This window comes from Methylobacterium sp. A54F, assembly GCF_053346035.1.
The window spans coordinates 131,596-155,942 of sequence record NZ_JBKFBF010000010.1 but is presented as its reverse complement, the minus strand read 5'-3'; the positions used below and the strand labels follow the sequence as shown (position 1 = coordinate 155,942).

The window sequence follows — 24,347 nt, the reverse complement described above, 5'->3', positions numbered from 1 at the left end:
TAACAGCTTAAAAGACACCGAACTGCCTCCCGTCGGGCGGCATCGTATAAGACGCATGAATAGCCATACTTCTCTCAATCCAACTGCTTTTGTCGCGCTCAGTGCCCAAAAATAATTCGAAACTACCCGCGCCAATTCTCTTAAAGAGTAAGTTCTGCTGGTCGTAAGTCGGGGGACCGCCCGCGTCCGGAATGGGCAACGTAAGCTTATCCATACCATTGTCGCTGAAAGTCAAAGAGCAATCGTCCTTCACCCGGCCACCATAATTGATCGCAATCTTCGTCAACGGGCTGTTCTGCGGAACGTCGCCCGCTGGAACACCAAAGAACACGCGCGACAAGCGCTTCATCATCAACTGATTGCCCGAACGTCTCCGCCCAAGATTTTTAGTGATATTTCCAGCTTCAATCCACATATGGCGACAGGTTCGCAGCTTGCACAGGTCTGTCCGGCTGAAACCGAGCCGACCGAAGCCACCGACAGGAGCGAGATCATCGTCAGTAGGGGTCGGATGGGCCAATCTCGGTTTTGACTCGAACTCCCTCGTATAACGCCCGAGAAGCGTAGCGTCCAAAACACTCGCATCTGTCCAGATCTCACCAAACCAGCCTTGCAATTCCGCGATGGCCTCCCCGACCGCATGGTCGGCGCTTAAGACAGGAGCATCCATTTTCAACAGGATCCCTGCCTCATAACCTTTGCTAAGACCAGAACGAGAAATGTTCCCTGATCCAGCCAGAACGGCGCTGCGCGTTGCGCTCTGGACCAGTACGGTCTTCGGGTGGAATGGCGTGGATGGCATGCAAGCGCGATCCAAAACTCGCACAGCGTCGTGCACTCTGACGCTCGACTTCGGCACCGAAGCCAGCATTTTAAGTGCGAGCGGCTCGGATCGGCAGTAGTCAAATGAGACGACCCAGCGCTTTCTGATGTTCGGCCAATCCACCTTCAAAATCTCCCTCATAGTGGAAAGGAGATCGTGAACACCGCCGACCGTCACGTAAGCCGCAGCCACGTCAATCGCCGAAACAGAATCGTCTCTCAGCAAAAATGAAACGGCATCGAGAGTTGAACGGCGGATCGGCTGAGCGACAGCACGGGACACAATCATACCAATCCGCCCCCGGATGCATTTTCGAAAGATGCCTGTTTTGATCTGGCGCGCTTCGACGTTTCGGGTCTAACGCGAGCGTTGGGATCAGCAGACACCATAGCTGCATAGAGCTGAAAAAGCTTTTCAAGCCTTTCCGTGTCGTTGCGAAATCGCCGGCCTATATAGATCCTTTCAAGCGTCTCGTCATTTTTGTCATGCGCAGCACGCAAATCGACCGGCATCTGGCTGGGCTCATAAAGTTCGCTAACCGTTCGAGGAAAGTGCCGTTCTCGAGCGATCAGAATACCATCAGCACAGGAGGAAAGCTCTACTTTATTCGCTTCTGTTAGGCGAGGCAGCGGAAATGTATTCCAACCAAGCGTGTTTGCATATCGGTAATCGGATTTTATTTTGCCGCAAACCGCCGCGATCCAGACAAGATGGATGCGAGATGCGATTATCGCGAGAGCCCAAATCTCGGAGTCGTAAATTGCAAGAGCACTGTCCGCTATAATGACGTCCGCAGAATTGAGGCCGACGGGCAAATACTCGCGTGACTCAGAAGTGTGCCGAGGCACAATTATCGAATGAGATTTGGCAACGCCTTGGATTTGAACAAAGCGGTACGGTTTGCCTGCGAACTGGCGAGTTGATGCGGCGCTGGATTGACTGCGCGCGTCGGCAACTGATGCGATCCGCTGTTGCAGAGATTTGAGACGAACTGCGTTCTGTGCGTCGCTGTCCTCTATCCAAATGCAGCCGCGAAATTGCCCATTGGTGAAGTCCTCAGAACCTTGAAACAGCTTGATAAATGTTCCTGCTTCCGGTTCAGATCGCAGCAGATCTCGCCTTTCTTCATCGGTCAAGAGTAGGTGCCCAGCATCACGAGGCATATTGCCAAACAACATCTCGGGAAGTTCAGTCAAGGGCTTTCTTGCTGGTGCAACAATTACATTATCAGCAGCAATCAAGTATGCGTTTATGAAATCGACTTCTCTGACCGACGTCTGTCCGCTCTCTGTGTTTTCAAATAGCAGACGTGACTTACCGGGGTTCCGCTTTAATCCTACAATGACTACTGTTACAGCTGCCTGTCGGCTCGCAAGATTGCTCCAGATGAATGAGGTATGAGCGAACGCAATATCTACACCGGCTTGAAATAGGAGGGGCCAGAGCGCTGGCACTTGCTGTCCTTGACATAGAGAGTTGGTGCTGACGAAGGCGACAGTTGCCTCCGTATGCAGGCTGTAGTCCGCAGCCTTGATAAACCATCCGGAAACATAATCGAGCGATTTCCAAGATTCAGAACGACCACAGAAGGCGGCTTCAAGGTCTAACTTTTGATCCTCGTTCTGCCATTTGCTGCCAGTATACGGCGGGTTACCGCAGATAAAGGTTTCATATCTCACCGAACCATCAGCCAAACCATCTTCGCTTCGAACAAAATCAAGCAAATCAGTTCTAGGAGCATTCAGATTTACTATGGGAGGACAAACCTCTAACCAGTTAGTCCGAAGGGCATTGCTCCTCACAATCTGGCCGGTTTGCTTCAACGGTAAGACGAGGGAACGCGCTGTAGCTTGATCAATAAAGCGTACATCGCACTGGAACTCGGCTATAAGTAGAGCGAGTCGTGCAACCTCGGCAGCAAAATCCTTAACCTCAATACCGAAGAAATTTGATAGCGGAATGACTGTTCTGGCCTCATCCCCTGTCCGCGCGATAATCGTTGCCTCGATGGCTCGGAGTTCTTTATAAGCGATCACAAGGAAGTTGCCTGAACCGCAAGCGGGATCGAAAACCCTAATGGCCGCGAGACGACGACGAAGCGCACGGAGCTTTCGGACACTGTCTCCGGCTGTCTCTAGGGCGGCTCGAAGGCTGTCGAGGAAGAGCGGGTTCAGCACTTTCAGGATGTTTGGCACGGACGTATAATGCATGCCAAGGGCTCCGCGCTCAGCATCGTCGGCCACGGCTTGTATCATAGAACCAAAGATATCAGGATTGATGTCGCGCCAAGAAAGTTCCGCCGCCCGTAACAGGTAGGAACGTGCGATTCGGCTAAAGAATGGACATTCAGCCGCTCCCGCGAAAAGATTACCGTTTACATACGGGAACTTGTCGGCCCACGTCTTGATGCCCGCAGCTTTTCGAAATCGTTCGTCGGGCCTGCCCTCATACTCTGTGGGGGTGTCCATTGCGCGAAATAGCTCGGCAATGACCTCATGCGTGTTACCTGCACCGGCGTCGCTCATCCGTCGGATAGTTTCGGAAAATTGGCTCTCTTTAAGGAAAATGCCCGTGTCTTCTGCAAAAAAGCAGAAGATAAGCCGAGCCATAAAATGGTTTAGGTCGTGCCGTCGTTCAGGCGTTCCCCAGTCCGGATTGTCCTTCAGTAACTCAACGTAGAGCCGGTTGAGGCGACCGGTTGCCTTCACGTCGATAGGATTGTTCTTAATCTGCCGAACGGTTGAGATGCCGGCGAGCGGAAGGAAGAACCCGAAATGATCGCCGAGGCGGCCGAAGTCACAGGCGACGACCTCGCCGGTCGCCAGTTCCTCCGCTTCGACCGTGGCCCCATCCGTAGCGAGAACGAATTTCGCCTTGTTGGCAGCAGTCTTTGGACTCTCTCGTAGGAGCCGCAGCGTCTCACCGACCGCACCCTCGTCGCAGATTGCGAGATGGATGTTGCTGCGCTGGAGCACCCCGCCGGGCACGTCGGAAGCGTTACCCGACCGGGCACGCAACCGTCGCACGGTCGTCTCCTTGTTGCCGAAAGCTTGCAGAAAGGCGAAGGGGAACTCATTGGGATCGAAGGGCGCGTCGGCCAACTCCGATACGGCTTCCTCGATCTCGACCGCGTTCACACGACCCCCATCCAGCGCCGAAAAAACCAACCGCGAGGGCAGCACATTCGACGCCCTCTCTTGGAGAGAGTACCACCCCGCCGGGCAGTTCGGGAGCGTCTTGTGACCGCCACCCCCAAGTGGCGGGCGACCGGATCAACCATCCTGCAGCACCCGGTAGACTTGCATCCGCGAGCAGCCGACCGCGCGCGCAATGGCGGCCGGGCCATTTCCCTCAGCGTGCAGCGCCCTGATCCTCTCGCGGTCCAGCCGGCGCTTGCCGCCGAGGTAGATGCCGGCCGCCTTCGCTTGCTCGATGCCCTCACGTTGCCGCTCACGGATGAACCGGCGTTCCATCTGCGCCACCATGCCAAGCACGGTCAGCATGACGTGGCCCATCGGTCCTTGCGTCGAAACGTGTGGGTCGAGCACGGTGACGAACGCCCCGCGTTGCTCGACCTCGTGGATGATGTTGAGCACGTCGCGGGTGTCGCGCCCGAGCCGGTCGAGCCGGGCGACTACGAGTTCATCGCCTGCCCGAAGGAAGGCGATGACGGTGGCAAGCTCGGTCCGGCCCTCGCGCGACCCGCCCGACACCTTTTCAGAGCGGATGAGGGTGCAGCCCTCGGCACTAAGGCGAGCGACCTGTCCGTCGAGGTCTTGGTCGAGGGTTGATACGCGGGCGTAACCGATGCGGGCCATGGGTGGTCACCTCAGGGTGGTAGGCCCACCCCACACACCACACCCGCAATAGGCAGCGTCAAGGCCCTCCCAGCGCGTGCAGGGCGATGTCGTGCGGCTTGGCTCCCAGCAGGAGCGCGATGCCACCGTCCCGAAACGCAGCGGCATGACGGTCCCATGAGGAGCCGGGGACAACCTGCGCCGTCTCGTGCCCGAACACGACGAGCCGGGGCTCGGGATCTAGGCTGAGCGGGGTATCCTCGGCAACGGCACGCACGAGGGGCGCGGGCTCCGTCCCCCGCATCGCGGAGATCTCGGCGAGCACCGTGCAGGCGTTCCGGTAAGCCGCGATCACCTCGGCGTGGCGATCCGGAGCCGAGACGTAGTCGCGGTAGCGCCGGAGCTGGCCCAGCACGCGCGGCTTGAGATCGTCGGCGCGCAGTTCCGGGTTCGCGAACAGCTTCGCCTCGTAGAAGGCGAGCCGCACGCCCTCGTGCTCCTCGAGCGCGACGATATCCATGCGGTTGGCGACCTTCGCCTCACCTGCGACGGGTGCGTTCGCCGGCAAGGCCATCTCAACGTCGATGACCTCGGGGTGGCTGGCTGCGATCACCGCCACCCCCTTCTTCTCGTCGCCGGCGTAGCCCCGTGCCGCCTCCACCCAACCACGCAGCGTGTCCGGCCCTGCGTAGGTCGCGATCACCGCGCCATCGTCGCCCCCCGTGACCTTCTCGCCGTCGAAGAGGTCGTAGCCATCCCCGGCCTGCGGCCCACGCACGTACTTGCGGTGGATGCGGCAGCGCAGCCGGGCCTCGCCGCCGCGCCGCGTGTCGAATCCGACCTTCAGCACGGACTGGCCCTGCGCGTAGACGTTGAGGTAGCCGTCGCGTATCGCGATGAGGAGGGGCTGCTGTACGCCCGGTCGTTCCTCGAAGCGCAAGGCGAGCACGTCGCGCCACCAGTCCGGCAGGGTGCGCAGGTACGCCAAGGCCCCATCCGGCAGACGACGTCGAAACGGCGCGACCGACATGCTCATACCGCCCACCATTCCCCATCACCGCGTCTCACGACGCTTGCCCCGAAATGCTCCGCGAAGCGGTCGCCCGCAAAGGTATGCACGGGCACGAGCGCGCCGGGCCGCACCGCCTCCACGAGCCGCTTGAGGTCCGCGATACTGGCGTGGCCCGAGGTATGGACTACCTCGAAGCCGACCTCGCGTGCCGCGAAGTCGGCGCGCAGCTTCGCACCGGACCCCGCCCCATCCTTGAGGTAGCCGTCCCACTGCGAGAAGATCGCCCGTGCGCCGGTCCAGACCTCGGCCCCGAGAGCGTCCAGGTCGGTCAGCATCGCGGGGCGGAAGAGCATGACGGCACGCGGAGCAAGGGCAGCCAATCCCTCGGGGTAGATGCGATGCGGCTTAAAAGGGGCTAGGAGGTCGAAGCGCCGCGTGCGGGCGATATGCCGGCGCTGGTACTGCGGCACGTAGACGGCGAGGTTCGGCCAACCCGCAGCCGGGATGTTCGGGTTCTGCGTCGCCCGCAGCACTTCGAGCGCGTAGAGGTCGAGGACGAGGGTGCGCCCGGTGCGCTTGGCCGCGCGGTAGAGGGTGACGACGCGGTCGATGTTCTGGGCCGAAGCGCAGGCTGCGACAAGGCCCGGCGCGCGCAAGCGCTCGACGAGGGCCGCCTCGATCTCGCTCTCGCTCGGGAAGCGCTGGTCAGGGGCGAGGCGACCGAGGCTCGATCCCTCCATCAGCATCGCGTCCACGCCGCACGGCGGGTCGCGCAGTAGGCGCTCGAAGAGCGCGCCCTTGCGGCCGTGGGCGCGCAGGTCGCCGGAGTACAACAACCGCCGCCCGCCGGCCTCCACGAGGAGCGCGTAGGCATCGTAGGCCGAGTGGTCCACGAGGAAGGGCGTGATGCGGAAGGGGCCGAGGTCGAGCGCTACGCCGTCCTCAAGCACGGGGCCGCTCTCATCGAGGAAGGCCGGCGGCAAGGCGCGCGGCACGAAGGGCGAGGCCGCGCGCAGGATACGCGTCGTGGCCGCGCCGGCGATTACGGGTACGCCGGGCCGGGCGTAGGGTAGCAAGCCCCAGTGATCGGCGTGGCCGTGCGAGACAACGACCGCCCGCAGGCTCGCATCCGCTCCGTGCAGGCCCGCCACCGCCGGCAGCAGGAGGGCAGCGTTGGCGGTCGGGTCGGTATCGAGGGGCAGGCCGAGGTCGAGGAGAAGCCGCTCGCCCGCGCAGGCCAACTCGACGCAGGTGCCGCCGATCTCGCGCGTGCCCCGATGGACGCAGGCGCGGAAGGTGGCCGAGGCGGCGCTGGGCGCAGAGGCAGGTTCACGGTAGGGTTGCACGGCCAAGCTTTAGCATGGGAGGGCGGACATGAGCCAACGGGTCGGTGCGGCAGTCACGGTCGATCCCACAGCTTACGTCGCCCTGTTCGAGGGCGGGCGGCCTGTGCCCGGCGCGCTCGCCGGCGTGTGCGGCCGTGTAGTGCGGGGTAAGAGCGAGGCGGAGTTCACGATGCTGGCCTTCGCAAGCGGGCGACGGCTGGCATGGGTGACAGGGCCGGCGGGGCTGCGCAGCATGATCGGCCGCAGCGGGGCGAAGATCGTGCTCGGAATCGGTAAGGACGCGGCGTGGCTGCGCGAGAAGGTCGTCGAGGGCATGGGCTGGCGGCTCGTTGTTCTGCCGCAGTCGGAGTGCGCGCGCGCAGACTGGGCCGGCGTCTTCGCGATGGTCGAGGTGGTCTACCCGGAGGTTGCTCGCAAGCTCCTGCGCTGGCGGGATGCGATCCGCGACCAAGCGCTCGTCGCCAAGATCAACCCGGCGCTCGTGTCGGGGGCGGTCAAGGACGATGCCGGGCATCCCGACCATATGAGTGTCGCGCGCTACGAGGCGTGCTCCGATACGGCGGCGAACGCCCGCGTTTTTCTGTGGCACACCCTCGGGCTAAACCAGCACTTCACTGGCGACGGCTGGGCAACGGACCCGCTCACGAGGGAGCGGGTCGAGGAGTACCTCACGGCCAACGTGCCGCTCGCGGAGATCGCCGGCCATCGCGTGATCGCGCTCGACGTCAGTCCCTGAGCCGACTTCACCCTGCCGCGATGATACGTCTGTCGGCCAGCATCGCTCGGGCATGGTTCAGCGGCACATCAGGGTTTAGGCTTGCCTGCACGACCGTCACATCGCCCAGTTTTCACCCGAACGTGACGCAGCCCGTCGGAGCAGCCGTGACGTCAAGCGGGGGTATACCCCGATGTGCACAACACGGAATCCAATTTGCACGCCTCGACCACACCGTGAATGGCGGAGGATTGCCGAGAGTAAGGGCACCAAATGGATGCCTTAGCGGAAAGCTGCTACAACATTATACAAGGGCACCCAATCGTTTGTCTCCGCTGTTTTCCACCGCATCCTCTTCGAAACGGTGTCAATGTCTAGCAACATCTTTCTGCTCTCATCGCGAAGCAGTATTCTACCTGCGCTTTCTGACACTGGATTGAAAATAAACTCAGTTGATCCTTGATCATTCTTTTCGGACCACTTCCCGGATGGTTGTTTCTGAAAAACTCCGTTCACGTACGTTGTCCCATTGTAACCAGCGACAATCAAAGTTTTAGGGATTTTAGCTACGTCCGAATTCATAGACAGTTGGTAAACCAGTGAGCCATCGTACGAACGCGCAGAGCCAGTATAAACCTTATCGCCAACCACAACACTACGCGTTGCAATACCGAAAGAGAACGCCTGACTATCAATTTTTTGTCTAATATTTTTCCCAAAATACTGATTTATATCGTCTTGCCGGAATAATCTTGCGCTAACATTAACTAACTTTAGCGCAGCTGCGGGTAAGCAATTTACATATAAGTGGGGATTTTGACCGAAGACGGCATCAAATGGCGGAGGGTCAACATCCGCTGAAACCTGAAATTCATCGGTTGTTATGTTCGAAATCAAGCCCTTGTTGCTATTATCGTAAGAAACTCTTCCGGAAATATTTATAATCTGACGCGGTATCTTCGTGTGCGCGTTGAAACCCTCGGTCCATTGCGCGACGCAAGCAAGAAGGTGCCCAAGATCTTTCGGCACGAACTGGAAATTCCCCAAAAGAGTCATGTCAGCAGATATCTCCGCGGAGAACGAATATCGGTCGAGCGCAGGTGAAGATTTTATATTTCTGAGACAGAGTTGATATTCACCCTTTACTGACATGTCTCCGGAGACACTGCCTATAGCTCCAATCTTTTGGACACGAGACAGCCATTCTTTGTTTGCTTCGCATCCGGCTTTCTCCATCACCTTGAGACGCTCACAGTCAAATTTTGCAGCAGCCTCCTTCCCAAGACAGGTATTGTAAGCGACTGCGTACCCGGTGTTTTGGAGAGCTTTCTGAGCCTCGCAAAACGGGTCATTCCCCTCCTGAATACAGCCGCCATCCCAGAATCGACGAGCTAAACATCCACTGCAGTTTCGGGTATCTTCATTTCGAGAGCACTGCGATGCCACACCGCATGTGCGTGTCGGAGAACAGTCAAGGACAGGCTGGTCAGCAAACGGCTCAATGTCGTGGCTTGGAATTTGTACGTCCTGTTGAAAATTTTGCTGCCCTATGCAAAGTCTTACATCATCAAATGTATAATTAACTAGTTCTGATATTGTAGCTTTACTTACAGCTATCCAAGTATTACCGTCGGAGTCTCTTTGTTTATATAATATATCAGACTTGGATCTGAAACTTTCGCGAAAGGCTTTGAACTTATCATCAAGCTTCGATTTGGAGAGATCAGCTGGCGCGGCGGACGGGAAGGCAGGTCCATAAGTTCCCTGTCCGGCGCGTGCTTCAACCAGGATTTCGATTTTCGTTGAGTCGATCAGTAGGGAGAGTTGATGTACGTGCAAATACGCGCTGATTTCGCCCTCTGTCTTTAGCCTCGTTGAGGGATCAGTCCTTGCAGCCAAGTCTGAAATGTTGAGAGTTTCAGACAGCGACATCCGCACTGGTATACGGAGTTCAGGCCCATTTATTATTATTCGGTTCAGCCCATCAATGAACTTATCTAGCAAATCATTCGTTGCAGATGTGGCAGCATCAAGATCGGCTACGCCTCTGATTTCTGCTTTCGTGAGTCTTACTTGTTTGAATACTGGACCTATGACAAAGGCGTCAGGAACGGGCCGAACAGACATGTATCCCAAGACAGTCCCTGATACTTTGATATTTCCTTCGTCGCTCATTAAATCGAATTTAGCATCGATCTCAGCAACCTGTCTTCCAAATTTTATTCGTATTTTCGAAAGTTGAGGAAGCGCTTGAAGGACCTCGCGCTCTGCCGCACTCGTAACTGGCGCGGGGTCTAAAGAGAGCGCAATCGACGGTTTCGTGATTTTTGTGAGGGCCATTTCGGCAGCATCTATCGCTTCCCACTGGGGTCGAAGTATGCTGGCCGGTTTAAATAACGAATTGATCTTACTTAGCAACGCATCCGAAGCAACATCACTTAAGGCCATGTTGGTTAATGCAAGATTAGTGCCGAGGACGATAGCGATTATCAGGCAACGCATGTTCAAGCTCCCCGTACACAGGCCCAAAGGGACTTTATCAAAACCATGAACGAAGTTAGGGCCGAGTTTAATGCCTAAATACGCTCGTAATCACTGACTTTCTTCGGCATGGCTGGCCAACCTTTTATATCTGCCCGTCATCGTGGCTTCCGCGGTTCATATCAACCCGGAGAGATCGGCACGGGCGGATCGGGCTTGATCTGACAGGTTGCACAGCCATATTGTGTAATGCTTATTGCAAACATTACAGTCAAGGCGGTAATCTTCCCGAGAGCTGCCATGTCTCATCCTCTCAATGTCATCGCGGCAACATATACGAGCACGTACTCTTTAGTTATCGGAAACTAGCATTTCGTTTTCGACTCAGTGCGGCATTCCGATGCCATGCAAGCATGATCGAGACTCGTAGTGCTAGTAATACCGTCAGCGACTCTCAACGCCTATGTGGCCCACACCCTGTACATTCTCTTGCTGAAGCTCTTGCTCAATGACTGCAATCTTCAAGTTTAACTGGATGTCGTTTAAGGAGACCGGAGCTTCGTGCGTGTCAGGTATAAACCTTTTTCCAGTCCCAAACAATGTCATCATTTGGCTTATGGATTTTGATATTTCCACCTTCGCCGAGTTCCTTAGGATACAAGCGGCATAACTCGCTATGTTTTCGGGATTACAAACCACCGAAACGGGACTGATTTCTGCGCTTTTGAACAGCAGGTCTTTACCGTTCAGCTGTACAGCAAAGTCATATGCGTTCGTCTGGGAGTCCAAGAAACTACCGTTAATTACTAGATTGTTTGCCGCCACTCCTACACCCAGTTTTTTGAACACGAGATCTCCGATCAAAGGGGTTGTCGGCACTGAAATCGCCACGTATTTCAGATACGACTGTACAAGCTCGTTAGCTTCCGCAATCGGGACGAGAACAGCAATGTTGGCATTTGCGACAGAGTTTAACTTGGCGCTGAGGGCTTCGAGCCTTTCCTTACTCTGTGACTTGATAGAAGCTTCCTTCAGGGCTGTGACCACACCAACGTACGATTTGAAGAATTTCACTTCAACAAACGCATTTTCGCCTGCTGGGACAATTTTGTAGTCTGATTTTCCGACAAATAGTGGCACTCTTAGTGCGTGCGTACGGAATACAATATCGTCCTTAGCCTTGATAGAAGACAAAATACGTGCTCTGCTTTCTGAATTTATGCTGCTAGAATTTGGATAGTCTATTTTGGAAATTCTTCCAATTAGACCAGCACTACCCGCTTCTACAATTATTTCGGATATAAATATTTGCTGTGCCGCAATAGGAACCCATCTTGAAGGATCTGCTGTGGCCACAATTCGATCCGCTGTCGCAGATAAGGGCGCGCTGCAGTCATTGTCCGCAAATATTCCTTTTGAATGCGACGGCTTACGTGTCTCAGATGTATCTAATGCCGCAACGACTAGTACTCTAGCCTTATCGACACTCGTCGGCTCGCAAATTTTAAACTCCAAGCCCGAGACCCGTCCGGTATCGCCAAGATCAATGTCCGATCTTACGTCCCCAACAGAATTCAGAACATATTCAATAAGTTCGTTTCTTAAAACTATCGTGACTGGATTTGCGGTGGTTATTCCCTCGCCGCAAATTCTCTTTATTTCTTCCTTGCTAAACCCTGCTGACGCGAGGCTCACAATTTGCGAACTGGAACACTCTGCTTTCGCCATCAGCGGAAAACAAAGCATTGTTGCCAAAAATAGAAAGAGAAACTTTTTCAATACAACCTCCCTTTGGTTCGAACCAAATCCTTGAGCCGTAAACCGGACATGCGGCTAATCTGATTATCGATTTCGGCCTCGTTGTAAGATGCTGAAGAGACAGTAGCGTTGTCCGCCGAATTCTGCAATAGTGGCTTTTATGTGATCGCAAAATGCTCATCTCGGACCTTGAAAGTTCGCTAATCGCTGGACGACCTCGCCCTCGCCCAGCACCTTCACCAATGTCGTGCGGATCACACTGCTTTCAACGTCCACGACTTCGACGGCCAGCGCGACGAGGGCGAAGACCGGAAGCGCGCAGTGGCCCTCGTCGGTAACGGTCAGCAGGGCATAGGACGCCCCCGCCCGCAGGCATTGGGTTGCGTTGGTGACAAGCCCGAGCCGCATCGCGATGGTATTCGCCATCTTTAACCCGATGCCTCGGATGTTGCGTGTTGCGCGCGGGCCGGTAAGGATCTTCCCTCATGACCTTGATAGCTTGGTGATCGTAGGTCGCGAAGATCCACACCGCCCGCGCCGTGCCGTCGCCGTGCCGACGCCGTGGGCGTGCAGGAACAGCATGATCTCCCGCACGGCTTTCTGTTCGGCCCAGCCGGAGACGATGCGAGCGGCGCGGGTCGGACCGATGCCCGCGACCTCTTTCAGGCGGTCGGGCTCAGCCTCGATGATCTCGAAGGTGGCCTCGCCGAACATCGCCACGATCCGCTTGGCCATAGCCGCACCGATGCCGCGCATGTAGCCGGAGGCAAGATACTTCTCGATGCCCTCAGCTCCGGTCGGCGGCGTAACCTTCAGCGTCTCGGCCTTGAATCGAAGGCCGTGTTGCCGGTCGGTGAACCAGAGGCCGGTGGCGACCACCCACTCACCCGCTCCGATGGCTGGGGCATGGCCGATGACCGGCACGAGGTCACGCTTGCCCCGTGCCTGCACCTTCAGCACGCAGAAGCCGTTGTCGGCGTTGTGGAAGGTCACCCGCTCGACCGTACCGGCGAGCGTCTCCTTCGGCAGCCGGGCGTTCACGGGGGCAGCAGCATCGAGGCCCGAGGCTTAGGCGAGCCTCAGACGATTGATCCGATATGGGGATCGGAGGATCAATCAGGCAGAGCATCCTCTGCTGTGGGTGGCCACCATGACCGAGTTGGTCAAAGCCGAGCAAATCGCCCGGCTACGCATCAGCCTGGAGGGCATCGAGCCAGCCATTTGGCGGCAGGTCGAGGTGCCCCTCACCGCGACGCTCAAGGCCCTGCACGACGTGATCCAGGCGGCGTTCTTGTGGGAGGGCTACCACTCCACCTCTTCGAGGTCGGCGAGGTGCGATACGGCGTACCGGACCCTGAGTGGGACAGCATCGACCCGATCCGCTCCGAGAGGACGATGCGCCTCGCCACGCTAGTCAAGCGCGGGATCAGGCGATTCGGCTACACCTACGACTTCGACGACGACTGGCGGCACGAGGTCGTGGTCGAGGCCGTGGTGGCGGCTGATTCGGCAGCGGATTACCCCCGCTTCTTATCCGGCGCGCGACGTGCCCCGCCCGAGGATGTTGGCGGAGTGCCGGGTGTGACGAGTTCGTCCGAGCGCTCACACATTCGCGTCACCGCGAGCATAAGGCCATGCAAGCGTGGCACGGCAATCCCTTCGATCCCGACGACATCAGCGAGGCTGAGATCGTCGCTGCACTCAGCAAGCTGGCCCGGTGCCGGACGCTCGGTCGAGCGGCCAGCCATTAAGTTATTCGCTTGCAATCGCGAACTCGAAGTCCAGATAGGCATGGGCAAAAATCATTTTTTTGAAAATAGTGCCGATAAAGCTTACGGATCCGATGTGCATATTTCATTGCAAAGATGTTTGCAGCCCAGGATGTTGTCTGCAATTCATCAATCGCATCTGGCAACTCGCGGAGCATCTCGCAGCAGACTGCGAGGACGCCAGACATCACATGCTCAAGGTCGGGAGCTGTCGATAAATCTTTCGGCCCTAATCCGAGCTCTCTAATTATGTGGCGAGTGCCATAGCCGTCAAGCAAAGAATAAGATCTTGCTGTCGCTGAATACAAATCGCCGACGTTTGGATGCAGATACTCACATAATGTATCGTAAGAAATCCGCAGGCCCGGAATTTTTTTGTCCAATTTGTCGATAGCACTGAGAATGCTTCGTGCCGAGACGTCCATTGTCATGTCCTTATGAACATAAGCAACAGATTCTTTACTCTCACCAAAACCGACCTCGCGCAGCTTCTGCCAGTCAATCTTTGTCCCGTAGAGCGCTTTGCCGATCTTGTCTGCTACATTTAGGAGAGGTAGATTCGGCCCATCTGGCGACGGCAACGCTTCTGTTAGCGATCTTATTGCATTGGCGAGAGCTGCCGCATGAGCCGTTCGCTCGATCAAGCCTCGCAAAGACATGTACGGTACCGTTATCTCTCTAGCCTCGAACCCACGAATGGCTGCCTGACACAACTCATATGCCACCACGCTTGAAACTCGAATGAATGCATCGAGTTGACGTGCGGCGGCTGCTTGATTGTAGATTGCAGCCCGGAATGACGCCACATCCACGTCGGGCTGCGGTCCTTTTTCCCCGTTTTTAGCCCAAACAGCGTATCCCCTCTCAACAGGCGCAGCTTGAGCTTGGCTTACAAGGCGGTACTTGAAAGTAACAAGCAAACTACGCTGTAATCTCCTTGTTACAACGCGAAGTTCGGCGACAGTCGCTTCGCGGGTACGATCATAGTCCGCCAAAATTTGCCTCATCCGATTCAGAAATGCCGTTAAGCAGCGAAAAGCCGAGGCGCAGCCATCACGATGAACTCGCGCCGCTTGTCGGCCAGCACCTTGGCATAGGTCTTCTCGATCATCCGCACGCTCGTCCCGCAGTTCTCTGCCAGCACGGTCAGCGGCATACCCGCCTCGATGGCTCGTGAGATGTAGGAGTGACGCAGGGCATAGAATGTGCCCTCGGGATCAAGCCCAGCCTTCGCAATGGCCTCCTTCATCGGGCGCTGCTGATCGCTCGGTTTCCAGCCTTCGCCGTCCGGCCGCTTAAGGAGCGGCTCATTCTTACCGCGCGTCCCAGCAACTCGTGCGAAGAAGGCGGCAGCTTCGGGTTGGAGGATGACGGTGCGCGGGCCGGTCTTGCCGCGCGGGACGTACAGCGTCTCGCGAGCGAGATCGAAGTGGCGCACCTCGCAGGCGCAAAGTTCCCCGTAACGCGCGCCGGTAAGGAAACCAGCCGTGAGGAGGTCGCGAAAGGCCGCGCTGTTCGCCGCATCGAGCAGGCGCAGCATCTCGGGCACGGTGAAATGCACTTCGCGCGCCCGGGCCACGCCCTGGAAGGGCCGCACGAGCCGCCACGCGCTGTCGTCGGAGAGTCGGTTCGCGGGGTCCCCGACGGCGTGGTTGAGGCAAGCCTTCACGATACTAAGCACGCGGTTGGCCGTGTCCTGGCTGCGCCGCCGCCGCTCGGCATCGCCGTCCTTACGCACGAGGCCGTCGCGCCATGCCTCCAACTGGCGGCGGGTCAGATCCTCAATGCGGCTCGCGCCGAAGCGCGGCAGGAAGATGCGCTTCAGCCGGAGGCGAGCATCATAGGCCGTGCGGCTGCTGCGCGCCTCGAGACTGGTCCAGTAGGCTTCCGCCGCGCGCTCGACCGTGAGCGGGGTTCCGCGCTTACTGCTGGCGTGCTCGCCCTGCGCTCCCGCCTTCGCGCGATCCTGCGCTTCCCAGAACGTCAGGACGGTCTCGCCATCGCTGTCCGAGAGATCGTCGGCGGTCGCGATGCGTTTCGTCCATGTGCCACTGGCCCCGTTGGCAACACGCACGACCCATGAGCCAGCAGTCGCGGTTCGACGGTAGCCAAGCGAGACGCCGGGGATCACGCGCACGAACACCGGCTTGCCCGCTACCGGCAGCTTGAGCCGGCTAGTACGGGTTTCGAGCTTGGCGGCACGGGCGCTGCGGGGCATTGTCTCGTGTCCAGTTTGTGTCCTGCCGACGTACCCATTTCGTACCGCACGACGCTGGACGTGCCAAGCGGGCACGCGCCTAAAAATTCAACGAAGACAATGTGATAGCTGGACGCCCTAGGACGCTATCGGACAACTTAGACCAGCCCTTTCACGGCGAAAACACGGGTTCGATTCCCGTAGGGCGCGCCAGCAAAATCAACCACTTAATCCGACACGGCTGGTGCGTCTCACGGAGCCGTCTCACACAAAGCGCGCCGCCGTGACGCCGGCGCTCTGCGCTTGCCTCGTAGCTGGCGCGGCGCGAGCCGAGGGTGGCAACATCGCCGGCGTCGGCACGCTCGATTGCTCGCAGGCGCTGCCCCTGTTCGATCAGCCTGTCTCGCGCGCCCTGATGACGCAGTGGGCACTCGGCTTAGCCAGCGGCACCCAACGCCATGGCCGGGACCACGCACTGGGCTTATCGAGCCCTGGCTGGGATCACCGTCGACCGAGCTGCCATGAACTGCTACGGGATAGGCTAAATCAGCAACCGCGAAGCAGCTTGCCTGTGATTTTGATGCAACTTTTCGTAGACGTTCGACTATCGCAAGATTGAGGTTGGTATACTTTTCGACTTAGGGTTGGTGGACCGACGGCCAGCTTTACGAGATGCTGTTGCCTTAGCTTAGAGGAACCTGCGTGCCTCCCTACCTCCCAACTGCCGCCCTGATCACAAGCCGCGATCCAGCCGGCAATCAAACTGCTTCCGACATTACAGCGCTTGCAACGGGAGGGTACGTCGTCACGTGGGCGGACACGCCAACGTCCGGCTCTTCGTCAACCCACGCGCGGGTCTACGGTGCAACCGGGAAGCCTACTTCCGGAGATATCCTCATCGGGCCCGGAGATCAGAGTTCGGTAACGGCTCTGCCATCCGGCGGCTTCGCTGTCGCTCTGCTGCGGCCCGCTTCCGACAGCAATCCGCAAGCCAGCCTGAACGTACGCCTTTTCGGCGCCGATGGTGCACCGCGAGCAGGTGCGACTACGCTGAATGCCCAGCCGGATGCGAGCGACTTGCTTCCGAGACTGCCGACGATAACAGCCTTGTCCGATGGACGTCTCCTCGTGGCCTGGGCAACCGGATGGGGCCCTACCGGCAGCAGACTTGTCGGAAGCATCCTTTCGCCGGACGGAGCGGTGCTTACCGGCCCCCTCCAGCTCAGCTCCACGATCTCGTATGATACCGGCGGCTTTACAGATCTCGCGGTATCTCCACTAGGCGACGGCGGGTTCACACTGGCTAGCGTAGGACAGACCGCGTCGCTGCTCGGCCTTAGTGGATCTTACAAATATGGCCTCGCCGGCGTGCAGATATTCGATCGCGACGGCAAGTCAAAAACCCAACTCATCACATTGTCGAATGGGCAAATTACTCCAATTTCCGCGACGACTTTGCCGGACAATCAAGTTGCAATTGCCTATCGCAGCAGTCAGAGCATTTATGCCGACCAGTTTGTATTTAGGACAATTTCGTCATTTGGTACATTGACTGATGAGCGCGCGATTGGGCCCGGTGGACTGAGCGGATTTAACTTCAGCAGGCGGCCAGTCGGAGACATTAACTTATCAGTCGCGGCCGATGGCAACATATTGGCCAACTATGATAGGTATGCTGGGGAGTATTCGGGAGGGCTTCTGCTCAACAGTGAAGTCTCGGAGCTGTTTTCTCCTGATGGCCAAATGCTGGGTCTGGTTTCGGCATCCAATCCTGCCGGCGCACCAAACGGAACTGGGAATACGATCAACTCTCAGTTGTCAGCGGCCCTCCTCAACGGTTCGGTCGCGCTGGTTCAGACAAGCTACAGCTCGGGGCAGAGCGACGTGCTCACGCGGACCTACCAATTGGCCGCTGTGACGAGCGATCCGGACGGTATGCCGCTCGTCAACGACGCCTTCTACAAGAACCGCTACCCCGACGTAGCAGCGGCCGGCGTCGACCCAGACGTGCACTACGATCAGTATGGGTGGAAGGAGGGACGCAATCCGGACGAGCTGTTCGATACGAACGCGTATCGCTTCGCCAATCCTGACGTCGCAGCTGCCAACATCAATCCGCTCGCCCACTACGATCAGTCTGGATGGCGAGAGGGAAGAGACCCGGCAGCGGGTTTCGACAACGAGCTCTACCTTGCCCGGAACCCGGATGTGAGGGCCGCAGGCATCGATCCCCTGTTCCATTACCTACAATACGGGCGCGCCGAGGGACGCGAGATCTCATCCGCGATCGGCAGTGCGAGCAGCATCATCCACGGCAGCTTCGACGCGGAATACTACTTGCTGAGCAACCCCGATGTCGGACGTAGCGTGCAGGCTAGCCGCACCGTGGCTGATGCCGCAGAGGCTGCCTATCGACACTACGAGACCTACGGCTGGCGCGAGGGCCGCAGTCCGAACGCCTTATTCGACGTTGCTGGCTACCTGAACGCATATACGGATGTGAAGGGTGCCGGCGTGGATCCGCTGCTGCACTACGACACGTACGGCTGGAAGGAGGGCCGGGATCCGTCAGGACTGTTCGACACCACGAACTATTTGGCGGGGAATGGGGATGTGCGGACCGCAGGCGCAAATCCCTTGGGTCACTTCCTGCAGTTCGGAGCGCTGGAGGGTCGTGCACCCTTAGGCGATGGCACCTTCGAGTAGCATAGGCCTTGCCGCGCAGTCCGCTGCAAATTGCGACGGACTGCGCGGCTGGTGCGCGTCAAGGAGGCGAGCGATCAGGCCCAGGTTGGGTATTCTGCTGCTGTGTGTAGCGTCGCGAACTGCTTTCTAGCGTCTGGACCCATGAAGGTGGCGTGGCCGGCTCGGGTGTGATTCACGGCTCCTGCGGGAGGGGCCGAGGGACCAGTTCTGGCTGGCGGACGAGCAGTTTGCGAAGATCGCGCCGCACCTGCCCACCGACACGCGGGGCAAGGCGCGCGTGGACGACCGGCGGGTGATCAGCGGCATCGTCCATGTGCTCAAGTCCGGTGGGCGCTGGACAGACGCGCCGCGGGATGCCTACGGGCCGAAGACGACGCTCTACAACCGATTCGTGCACTGGGCAGCCAGGGGGTTTGGGTCGGGCTGTTCGAGACGCTGGCCCAGGCCGGCGGACCGCCCTCCCAGGTGCTGATCGACTCCACCGCGGTGAAGGCGCACCGCTGCGCTGCCGGTGGCGAAGGGGGGAGCAAAGTCAGGCCGTCGGCCGCTCGCGGGGCGGGCGTACGACCAAGATCCACGCCCTCACCGACCGCTTCTGCCGCCCGCTCGCCTTCCTGCTGACCGGCGGACAGGCCGCCGACGGCAAGGCCGGTGAGCTGCGGCTCGAACGCCTGCCCGGACCGGCTCGGTCGTCAGGGCGCGCCCGGGACGTGGATGGTCCAGGGCGTCTCGAAGACGTGCTCCTCCAGATTCACCCCCGGCCCGCCCCGGTCGATCACCACGAAGCTCTGGGCCGCGCCGAACGGCGTCAGCACGCCGTGCCAGGTGCCCCGGGCGTAGCAGACGCCCTGGTGGGGCTCCGTCACGAAGGCGCATGGCCGGCCCGGCCGGCCGCCCTCGTCCGGGCAGACCACGACCAGGAACGGCGCCCCGGTCAGCGGCACGAACGCCTGCGCCCCGAGGGGATGGCGCTCGACGAGGCTCAGGCTCAGCGGCAGCGCGTAGGGCTCCGCCTCCACCAGCCCGATCACCACGCGCCCGTCCGGACCGTCGATCTCGACCGAGGCGAGGTCGTGGAAGCGGCGCGCCATGCCGGCGTTCATCGGGCGCGGTGCGGCCCCCGCCCGGTCGATCACCGCGCCGAACGGCGCGAAGGCCTCGGCCGTCAGCGGCTGGGCGGTGAGGGACCGGTCGGCGAACGGACTCCCGGGCGCGCCGCTCACCGGGCGGCCCCGCGCGGCGCGAGGGCCGGATGGCGGTTCACGTCCTTGTAGAGCAGGTAGCGGAAGCGACCGGGGCCGCCCGCGTAGCAGGCCTGCGGGCAGTAGGCGCGCAGCCACATGAAGTCGCCGGCCTCGACCTCGACCCAGTCGCGGTTGAGGCGGTAGGCCGCCTTGCCCTCCAGCACGAACAGGCCGTGCTCCATCACGTGCGTCTCCTCGAAGGGGATCGTGGCGCCGGGCTGCAGCGTGACGATGTTGACGTGCATGTCGTGGCGCAGGTCGTCGGACGCGACGAAGCGGGTCGTCGCCCAGGCCCCGTCGCAGCCGGCCATGCCGGCCGGCTCGATCTCGGCCTCGTGCGTGACGAAGGCCTCCGGCACCTCGAGGCCCGGGGCGGGTTCGTAGGCCTTGCGGACCCAGTGGAAGCGCGCGGGCGCGGCGCCGTCGTTGCGCAGCCGCCAATCCGCGCCGGGCGGCAGGTAGGCGTAGCTGCCGGGACGCAGGGCATGGGTCCGGCCGTCGAGGACGAGGCTCGGGCCGCCCTCCACCACGAACAGGACGCCCTCGGCCCCCGCGTCGGGCTCGGGCCGCTCGCTACCGCCGCCGGGCGCGACCTCCATCAGGTACTGCGCGAAGGTCTCGGCGAAGCCCGACAGGGGGCGCGCCAGGATCCAGGCCCGCGTCCCGTGCCAGCCCGGCAGCAGGCTCGTGACGATGTCGCGCATCACGCCCTTGGGGATGACCGCGTAGGCCTCCGTGAACACCGCGCGGCCGGTCATCAGCGCGCCCTGTCCCGGCAATCCCCCGCATGCGGCGTGGTAGGTCGATGCGTTCATGGTGCTTCTCCGCTGGTCCGAAATGGGATGTGGGATGGGGCGGCCGCCCGCGCTCAGGCGGACCGGATCTCCGCGACGGGCGCCTCGAGGATTTCGGCCGTGTCGGTCGCCACCTCGCCGTTCAGGACGCGGTGGGCCTGCGCGCGGTCGATGTCGCCCTCCCAGGCCGCGATCACCACGGTCGCCACGCAATTGCCGATCAGGTTGCCGAGCGCCCGGGCGATGCCGATGAACCAATCGATCGACAGCAGGAGGACGAGCCCGATCACCGGGATGTCCGGAACCGCCGACAGGGTGGCGGCGAGGACGACGATGGCCGAGCCCGGCACGCCGTGGGCCCCCTTCGACGTCAGCAGGGCGACGCCGAGGATCAGCAGCAGGTGGCCGAAGGACAGGTCCGTGTTGGTCGCCTGGGCGATGAAGACGGTCGCGAGGGTGAGATAGAGCGAGAACGCGTCGAGGTTGAACGAGTATCCGGTGGGGATCACGAGCCCGACGGTCGAGTCCCGGATGCCGAGCCGCTCCAGTTTGCGCATCACCTGCGGCAGCACGCTGTCCGAGGAGGCGGTGCCGGCCACGACCGTCAGCTCCTCCCGCAGGTAGGCGAGGAACTTGAGGATGCTGAAGCCGGCCAGGCGCATGATGGCGCCCAGCACCACGAGCACGAAGAACGCGACGCCCGCGTAGAACAGGCCCACCAGCATGCCGAGCTGCTTCAGGGAGCCGACGCCGTACTTGCCCACCGTGAACGCGACCGCCCCCAGCACGCCGAGCGGGGCGAGCCTCACGATGAAGCCGATGATCTTGAACAGGACCTCGGTGATGCGCTCCAGGCTGTCGGCGAGCGGGCGGCCCCGGTCGCCCAGGAGCGAGAGGCCCGAGCCGAACAGGATCGCGATGATCAGGACCTGCAGGATATCGCCCTTGGCGAAGGCGTCGACGAGGGTGGTCGGCACGAGCTTCATGAGGAAGCCGACGGTGCCGGTGACCTCCTTGACGTGACTGGTGTAGCCGGCGAGCGCCGTCCCATCCAGGCTCGCCGGATCGACGTTCATGCCGTGGCCGGGCCCGAACGCGTAGGCGAGCAGAATGCCGAGAGCGAGGGCGATGGTCGTCACCACCTCGAAGTAGATCAGCGCCTTGAGCCCGACGCGGCCGACCTTCCTCAGGTCGCCGGCGCCGACGATGCCGTGCACGACGACGCCGAACACCAGCGGCGCGATCGCCATCTTGATGAGCTTGATGAACGCATCGCCGAGGGGCTTGAGCGTGACCGCGAAGTCCGGCCAGGCCACGCCGACGACCACGCCGAGGACGAGGGCGGCAACGACCTGACCGAACAGCGATGCGAAGAACCGCCTCATCGAAACCTCCCGGATGCCATCGGGCCTCTCGTTCGTCCGACCGCCCGGCCCTGGCGCGTCGGTGGCTCGGCCGCGGGACGCCCTCTGCGGCGCTGGCGGCATTGTGCAGTGCGGCGAACACTCGGCGTCGCCTTCTGCACGATTGTTCCGGTCGATCTAGACGTCAAATATTTCTTCTGTCTTGTTTTATATGTTTTTGATATGAAAAACCCATGGAGATCCGGCACCTGCGCTACTTCGTGGCCGTCGCGCGAAACCTCAGCTTCACGGCGGCCGCCGAGAGCCTCGGCGTCGCCCAGCCACCGCTCAGCCAGCAGATCAGGGACCTGGAGCGCGAGATCGGCACCGCGCTGTTCACGCGTACGACCCGGCGCGTCGCCCTGACGCGAGCCGGCGAGGACTTCCTGGCGCAGGCGCTCGCGATCCTGGAGCGGGCCGACGAAGCCGTCAGGCGGGCGCGATCGATCGGCGGCGGAACGGCCGGGATCCTCAACATCGGGCTCACGGGATCGATGCTGACCGGCCCCCTCGGGGGGGCGATCAGGGGATTCGCCCTCGCCTATCCCGACGTCGACCTGCGCCTTCACGAGATGTCGCCGGATCGGCAGGTCAGGGCGCTGAAATCCGGGCAGACCGACCTCAGCTTCCTGCGCTGCCCGCCCCAGGACGGCGAGATCATCGGCGAGCTCGCCTGGCGGGAGTCCGTCAGTGTCGTCCTCCCCCGGGACCACGCCTTGGCGCGGACGCGGATCAGGCTCGCGGACCTCCGCGACGAGAGGTTCGTGTTCCTGCGGCTCGAGGACTCCCTCTTCGCAAGGCATCTCTGGCAGCACTGCTTCGACGCAGGCTTCTCTCCGCGCATCACCTATCAGGTCGTCGAGGCGGCCTCGCTGACGAGCCTCGTCGCCGCCGGGCTCGGCATCGCGATCATCCCGGAATTCGTCAGCAGGCTGGCCCACCGGGCGGTGGTCTACAGGAAGATCGGCGGAGACCCCATCCGGGCCGACGTCCACGCCCTGAGGATCGGCACGGAGAACCCGCTGGTCAGCAACTTCATAGACCTGGTGCGGGACGGCCGAGCCGAGGCTCCGTGACGCGCGGAGATGCAGGCGGGCGCCGCAGAGCCGGCGCCGCGCGGCGGCCCTGCGTGACCCGCGTCACGGTCGCGGCCGGCGAACCGGCGCATACGCCTCCCGTCACGAGACAGGAGGTGAACCATGCAGATCGGTGAGAGTCGGAGGTTCGTGGCGGCCATCCGGATCACGCTGGCGGTCGCGTTGTGCGTCACGTCGCTCGTCGTCGCGTCCCTGGTGGGCGGCGCCTACGGGACCGGGGCCGGCCGGGCGGCAACGTTCGAGGAGGGCTTCGCGGACTGATGATTCCGAAAAGGACCGGCGAGGCGAGCGAGCCAAGCTCCCTCTCTCGCCTCGCCGGCTCTGACGTTCAGAGGGCTGTCGAACGTCACGGTCGATGGTGCGGCTCAGCGGGGGTGCGGGCAATGCCGCCGATGGTGGTAGGGGCGGGTCACGTTCGCTGTAGGAACCGGATGGCCGGGCGGGGCAGGAACGGGACGAGGGACGGGCCGAGGGACTGGGCGATGCGCGCGGCCGACCACCCGGCGCAGGCGCCGGCCGCCTTCACGAGGGCGTCCGGCACGCCCGGATGCCGGCTCGGCTGCAGCGCCTGCGCGGCCTCGAGCAGGCCGGCCGCCGCGACGGTCAGGACCAGGACCTGCAGGCGGTGCCGCGGGTAGCCGATGCAGAACAGGGCGGCGAGGAGCGCGTAGGGGGCCGACCGCTCGAGCCAGAGCGGCTCGTTCGAGATCGGCCGCAGCCCGATCGGGCAGACCGTGACGTAGGCGAGGGCGGCGAGGAGCAGCCAACCGAGGAGGCGTGCGAGTCTGGGCATCGATCGGATCTGGTCTGACGGGGGGAATCCCCTGCAACGCCTACGCCATCCCCCGCGCGCGGCGCGGTTCATCCATCGGGCGTAGGCCGCGCCCGCATGAGCCGGACGCATGCCAGACCGCGGCACTTCTCACGCAACCTCGGCGGCTGTCGGGCTATATTGCGATGCAACATCAGGCGGGTCGTCGGAGGCCCGCAACGGAGTGGTCATGCCCGTCGCCCTTCAGGCAATCCGTCGGCCGATCCCCCCCGCGCGAGCGACGGGCTCCGGGTCCCTCGTCGGGTGGCTCGCCGCGGCGCTCCGCCGGAGCGCCCGCGCGCGCTTCGCCGAGCAGCTCGACCGGATCGAGCGCACCGGGCGCGCCGGGGCGTTCTGAGAACGCCCGTGCCCCGGGGGCCGAGGTCGGCCCCCG

Annotated in this window: 20 protein-coding genes and 2 pseudogenes; 7 read left to right on the top strand and 15 right to left on the bottom strand. The window is 61.0% G+C overall.

Going from position 1 to position 24,347, the window contains the following annotated elements:
- Positions 1-7: 7 nt before the first annotated feature.
- The 5 genes from ACLBXP_RS17580 to ACLBXP_RS17560 form a co-directional block, all read right to left on the bottom strand.
- Positions 8-1,111 carry a hypothetical protein gene (locus ACLBXP_RS17580; RefSeq protein ID WP_447669042.1) on the bottom strand — a complete coding sequence of 368 codons (1,104 nt, stop codon included), beginning with the start codon at positions 1,109-1,111 and terminating at the stop codon, positions 8-10.
- Positions 1,108-3,960 (bottom strand): class I SAM-dependent DNA methyltransferase, encoded by a 2,853-nt coding sequence (locus ACLBXP_RS17575; RefSeq protein ID WP_447669041.1) that lies wholly within the window; start codon positions 3,958-3,960, stop codon positions 1,108-1,110. The genes ACLBXP_RS17580 and ACLBXP_RS17575 overlap by 4 nt, the downstream gene beginning before the upstream one ends.
- Before the next feature lie 135 nt (positions 3,961-4,095).
- Complete coding sequence (locus ACLBXP_RS17570) at positions 4,096-4,641, bottom strand: recombinase family protein (RefSeq protein WP_447669040.1); 546 nt, start codon at positions 4,639-4,641, stop codon at positions 4,096-4,098.
- A 58-nt stretch (positions 4,642-4,699) separates the two neighbouring features.
- The gene (locus ACLBXP_RS17565; protein ID WP_447669039.1) at positions 4,700-5,656 is read right to left on the bottom strand and encodes a hypothetical protein; all 957 of its coding nucleotides are present in this window, start codon (positions 5,654-5,656) and stop codon (positions 4,700-4,702) included.
- Positions 5,653-6,978 (bottom strand): MBL fold metallo-hydrolase, encoded by a 1,326-nt coding sequence (locus ACLBXP_RS17560; protein ID WP_447669038.1) that lies wholly within the window; start codon positions 6,976-6,978, stop codon positions 5,653-5,655. Before ACLBXP_RS17560 ends, ACLBXP_RS17565 begins: the two co-directional genes overlap by 4 nt.
- Positions 6,979-7,006: 28 nt before the next feature.
- Between ACLBXP_RS17560 and ACLBXP_RS17555 the strand changes: the two genes are divergently transcribed.
- Entirely contained in the window at positions 7,007-7,714 is a 708-nt protein-coding gene (locus ACLBXP_RS17555; protein ID WP_447669037.1) for a hypothetical protein, read from the top strand.
- A 261-nt stretch (positions 7,715-7,975) separates the two neighbouring features.
- On the opposite strand, the gene ACLBXP_RS17550 is transcribed toward ACLBXP_RS17555, so the two are convergent.
- From ACLBXP_RS17550 to ACLBXP_RS17535, 4 genes are all read right to left on the bottom strand, one after another.
- Positions 7,976-10,195: a hypothetical protein gene (locus ACLBXP_RS17550; RefSeq protein WP_447669036.1), complete on the bottom strand. Its 2,220-nt coding sequence runs from the start codon at positions 10,193-10,195 to the stop codon at positions 7,976-7,978.
- Positions 10,196-10,618: 423 nt separating this feature from the next.
- Entirely contained in the window at positions 10,619-11,953 is a 1,335-nt protein-coding gene (locus tag ACLBXP_RS17545; RefSeq protein WP_447669035.1) for a hypothetical protein, read from the bottom strand.
- A 156-nt stretch (positions 11,954-12,109) separates the two neighbouring features.
- A complete protein-coding gene (locus ACLBXP_RS17540; protein WP_447669034.1) occupies positions 12,110-12,358 on the bottom strand; it encodes a hypothetical protein in 249 nt (82 codons plus the stop codon).
- Positions 12,359-12,415: 57 nt separating this feature from the next.
- Entirely contained in the window at positions 12,416-12,973 is a 558-nt protein-coding gene (locus tag ACLBXP_RS17535) for a YrrC family ATP-dependent DNA helicase (RefSeq protein ID WP_447669033.1), read from the bottom strand.
- A gap of 109 nt (positions 12,974-13,082) precedes the next feature.
- Here ACLBXP_RS17535 and ACLBXP_RS17530 point away from each other — a divergent pair.
- Positions 13,083-13,459 (top strand): annotated as a pseudogene (locus tag ACLBXP_RS17530) (plasmid pRiA4b ORF-3 family protein); the annotation flags it as partial.
- Positions 13,460-13,679: 220 nt separating this feature from the next.
- On the opposite strand, the gene ACLBXP_RS17525 reads toward ACLBXP_RS17530, so the two are convergent.
- Positions 13,680-14,696 carry a hypothetical protein gene (locus ACLBXP_RS17525; RefSeq protein WP_447669099.1) on the bottom strand — a complete coding sequence of 339 codons (1,017 nt, stop codon included), beginning with the start codon at positions 14,694-14,696 and terminating at the stop codon, positions 13,680-13,682.
- Between the two features lie 29 nt (positions 14,697-14,725).
- Positions 14,726-15,919: a tyrosine-type recombinase/integrase gene (locus ACLBXP_RS17520; protein WP_447669032.1), complete on the bottom strand. Its 1,194-nt coding sequence runs from the start codon at positions 15,917-15,919 to the stop codon at positions 14,726-14,728.
- A gap of 681 nt (positions 15,920-16,600) precedes the next feature.
- Here ACLBXP_RS17520 and ACLBXP_RS17515 point away from each other — a divergent pair.
- The gene (locus ACLBXP_RS17515) at positions 16,601-18,604 is read left to right on the top strand and encodes a hypothetical protein (protein ID WP_447669031.1); all 2,004 of its coding nucleotides are present in this window, start codon (positions 16,601-16,603) and stop codon (positions 18,602-18,604) included.
- 181 nt (positions 18,605-18,785) lie between these two features.
- Positions 18,786-19,281: pseudogene (locus ACLBXP_RS17510) on the top strand (IS5 family transposase); the annotation flags it as partial.
- A 15-nt stretch (positions 19,282-19,296) separates the two neighbouring features.
- On the opposite strand, the gene ACLBXP_RS17505 reads toward ACLBXP_RS17510, so the two are convergent.
- Genes ACLBXP_RS17505 through ACLBXP_RS17495 form a run of 3 tightly spaced genes read right to left on the bottom strand, consistent with a single transcriptional unit; the run spans position 19,297 to position 22,027 of the window.
- On the bottom strand, positions 19,297-19,827 hold the full coding sequence (locus ACLBXP_RS17505) for an ureidoglycolate lyase (RefSeq protein ID WP_447669030.1): 531 nt from the start codon (positions 19,825-19,827) through the stop codon (positions 19,297-19,299).
- Positions 19,824-20,663: a bifunctional allantoicase/(S)-ureidoglycine aminohydrolase gene (locus ACLBXP_RS17500; RefSeq protein WP_447669029.1), complete on the bottom strand. Its 840-nt coding sequence runs from the start codon at positions 20,661-20,663 to the stop codon at positions 19,824-19,826. The genes ACLBXP_RS17505 and ACLBXP_RS17500 overlap by 4 nt, the downstream gene beginning before the upstream one ends.
- Before the next feature lie 53 nt (positions 20,664-20,716).
- Complete coding sequence (locus tag ACLBXP_RS17495; protein ID WP_447669028.1) at positions 20,717-22,027, bottom strand: dicarboxylate/amino acid:cation symporter; 1,311 nt, start codon at positions 22,025-22,027, stop codon at positions 20,717-20,719.
- Between the two features lie 212 nt (positions 22,028-22,239).
- On the opposite strand from ACLBXP_RS17495, the gene ACLBXP_RS17490 reads away from it, so the two are divergent.
- Together ACLBXP_RS17490 and ACLBXP_RS17485 are read left to right on the top strand one after the other, a co-directional pair.
- Positions 22,240-23,121: a LysR family transcriptional regulator gene (locus tag ACLBXP_RS17490; RefSeq protein WP_447669027.1), complete on the top strand. Its 882-nt coding sequence runs from the start codon at positions 22,240-22,242 to the stop codon at positions 23,119-23,121.
- Positions 23,122-23,244: 123 nt separating this feature from the next.
- Positions 23,245-23,403 (top strand): hypothetical protein, encoded by a 159-nt coding sequence (locus tag ACLBXP_RS17485; protein ID WP_447669026.1) that lies wholly within the window; start codon positions 23,245-23,247, stop codon positions 23,401-23,403.
- 148 nt (positions 23,404-23,551) lie between these two features.
- Here ACLBXP_RS17485 and ACLBXP_RS17480 read toward each other — a convergent pair whose 3' ends face one another.
- Entirely contained in the window at positions 23,552-23,935 is a 384-nt protein-coding gene (locus ACLBXP_RS17480; protein WP_447669025.1) for a hypothetical protein, read from the bottom strand.
- Positions 23,936-24,143: 208 nt separating this feature from the next.
- Between ACLBXP_RS17480 and ACLBXP_RS17475 the strand changes: the two genes are divergently transcribed.
- Positions 24,144-24,311 carry a hypothetical protein gene (locus ACLBXP_RS17475; protein WP_447669024.1) on the top strand — a complete coding sequence of 56 codons (168 nt, stop codon included), beginning with the start codon at positions 24,144-24,146 and terminating at the stop codon, positions 24,309-24,311.
- Positions 24,312-24,347 lie beyond the last annotated feature (36 nt).

Excerpts from the sequence above, each read along its gene's own strand:
- ACLBXP_RS17475 (WP_447669024.1), top strand. The coding sequence starts at position 24,144 with ATGCCCGTCGCCCTTCAGGCAATCCGTCGGCCGATCCCCCCCGCGCGA.
- ACLBXP_RS17480 (WP_447669025.1), bottom strand. The coding sequence starts at position 23,935 with ATGCCCAGACTCGCACGCCTCCTCGGTTGGCTGCTCCTCGCCGCCCTC.
- ACLBXP_RS17550 (WP_447669036.1), bottom strand. The coding sequence starts at position 10,195 with ATGCGTTGCCTGATAATCGCTATCGTCCTCGGCACTAATCTTGCATTA.
- ACLBXP_RS17485 (WP_447669026.1), top strand. The coding sequence starts at position 23,245 with ATGCAGATCGGTGAGAGTCGGAGGTTCGTGGCGGCCATCCGGATCACG.
- ACLBXP_RS17555 (WP_447669037.1), top strand. The coding sequence starts at position 7,007 with ATGAGCCAACGGGTCGGTGCGGCAGTCACGGTCGATCCCACAGCTTAC.
- ACLBXP_RS17580 (WP_447669042.1), bottom strand. The coding sequence starts at position 1,111 with ATGATTGTGTCCCGTGCTGTCGCTCAGCCGATCCGCCGTTCAACTCTC.
- ACLBXP_RS17520 (WP_447669032.1), bottom strand. The coding sequence starts at position 15,919 with ATGCCCCGCAGCGCCCGTGCCGCCAAGCTCGAAACCCGTACTAGCCGG.
- ACLBXP_RS17565 (WP_447669039.1), bottom strand. The coding sequence starts at position 5,656 with ATGAGCATGTCGGTCGCGCCGTTTCGACGTCGTCTGCCGGATGGGGCC.
- ACLBXP_RS17495 (WP_447669028.1), bottom strand. The coding sequence starts at position 22,027 with ATGAGGCGGTTCTTCGCATCGCTGTTCGGTCAGGTCGTTGCCGCCCTC.
- ACLBXP_RS17540 (WP_447669034.1), bottom strand. The coding sequence starts at position 12,358 with ATGGCGAATACCATCGCGATGCGGCTCGGGCTTGTCACCAACGCAACC.
- ACLBXP_RS17500 (WP_447669029.1), bottom strand. The coding sequence starts at position 20,663 with ATGAACGCATCGACCTACCACGCCGCATGCGGGGGATTGCCGGGACAG.
- ACLBXP_RS17570 (WP_447669040.1), bottom strand. The coding sequence starts at position 4,641 with ATGGCCCGCATCGGTTACGCCCGCGTATCAACCCTCGACCAAGACCTC.
- ACLBXP_RS17490 (WP_447669027.1), top strand. The coding sequence starts at position 22,240 with ATGGAGATCCGGCACCTGCGCTACTTCGTGGCCGTCGCGCGAAACCTC.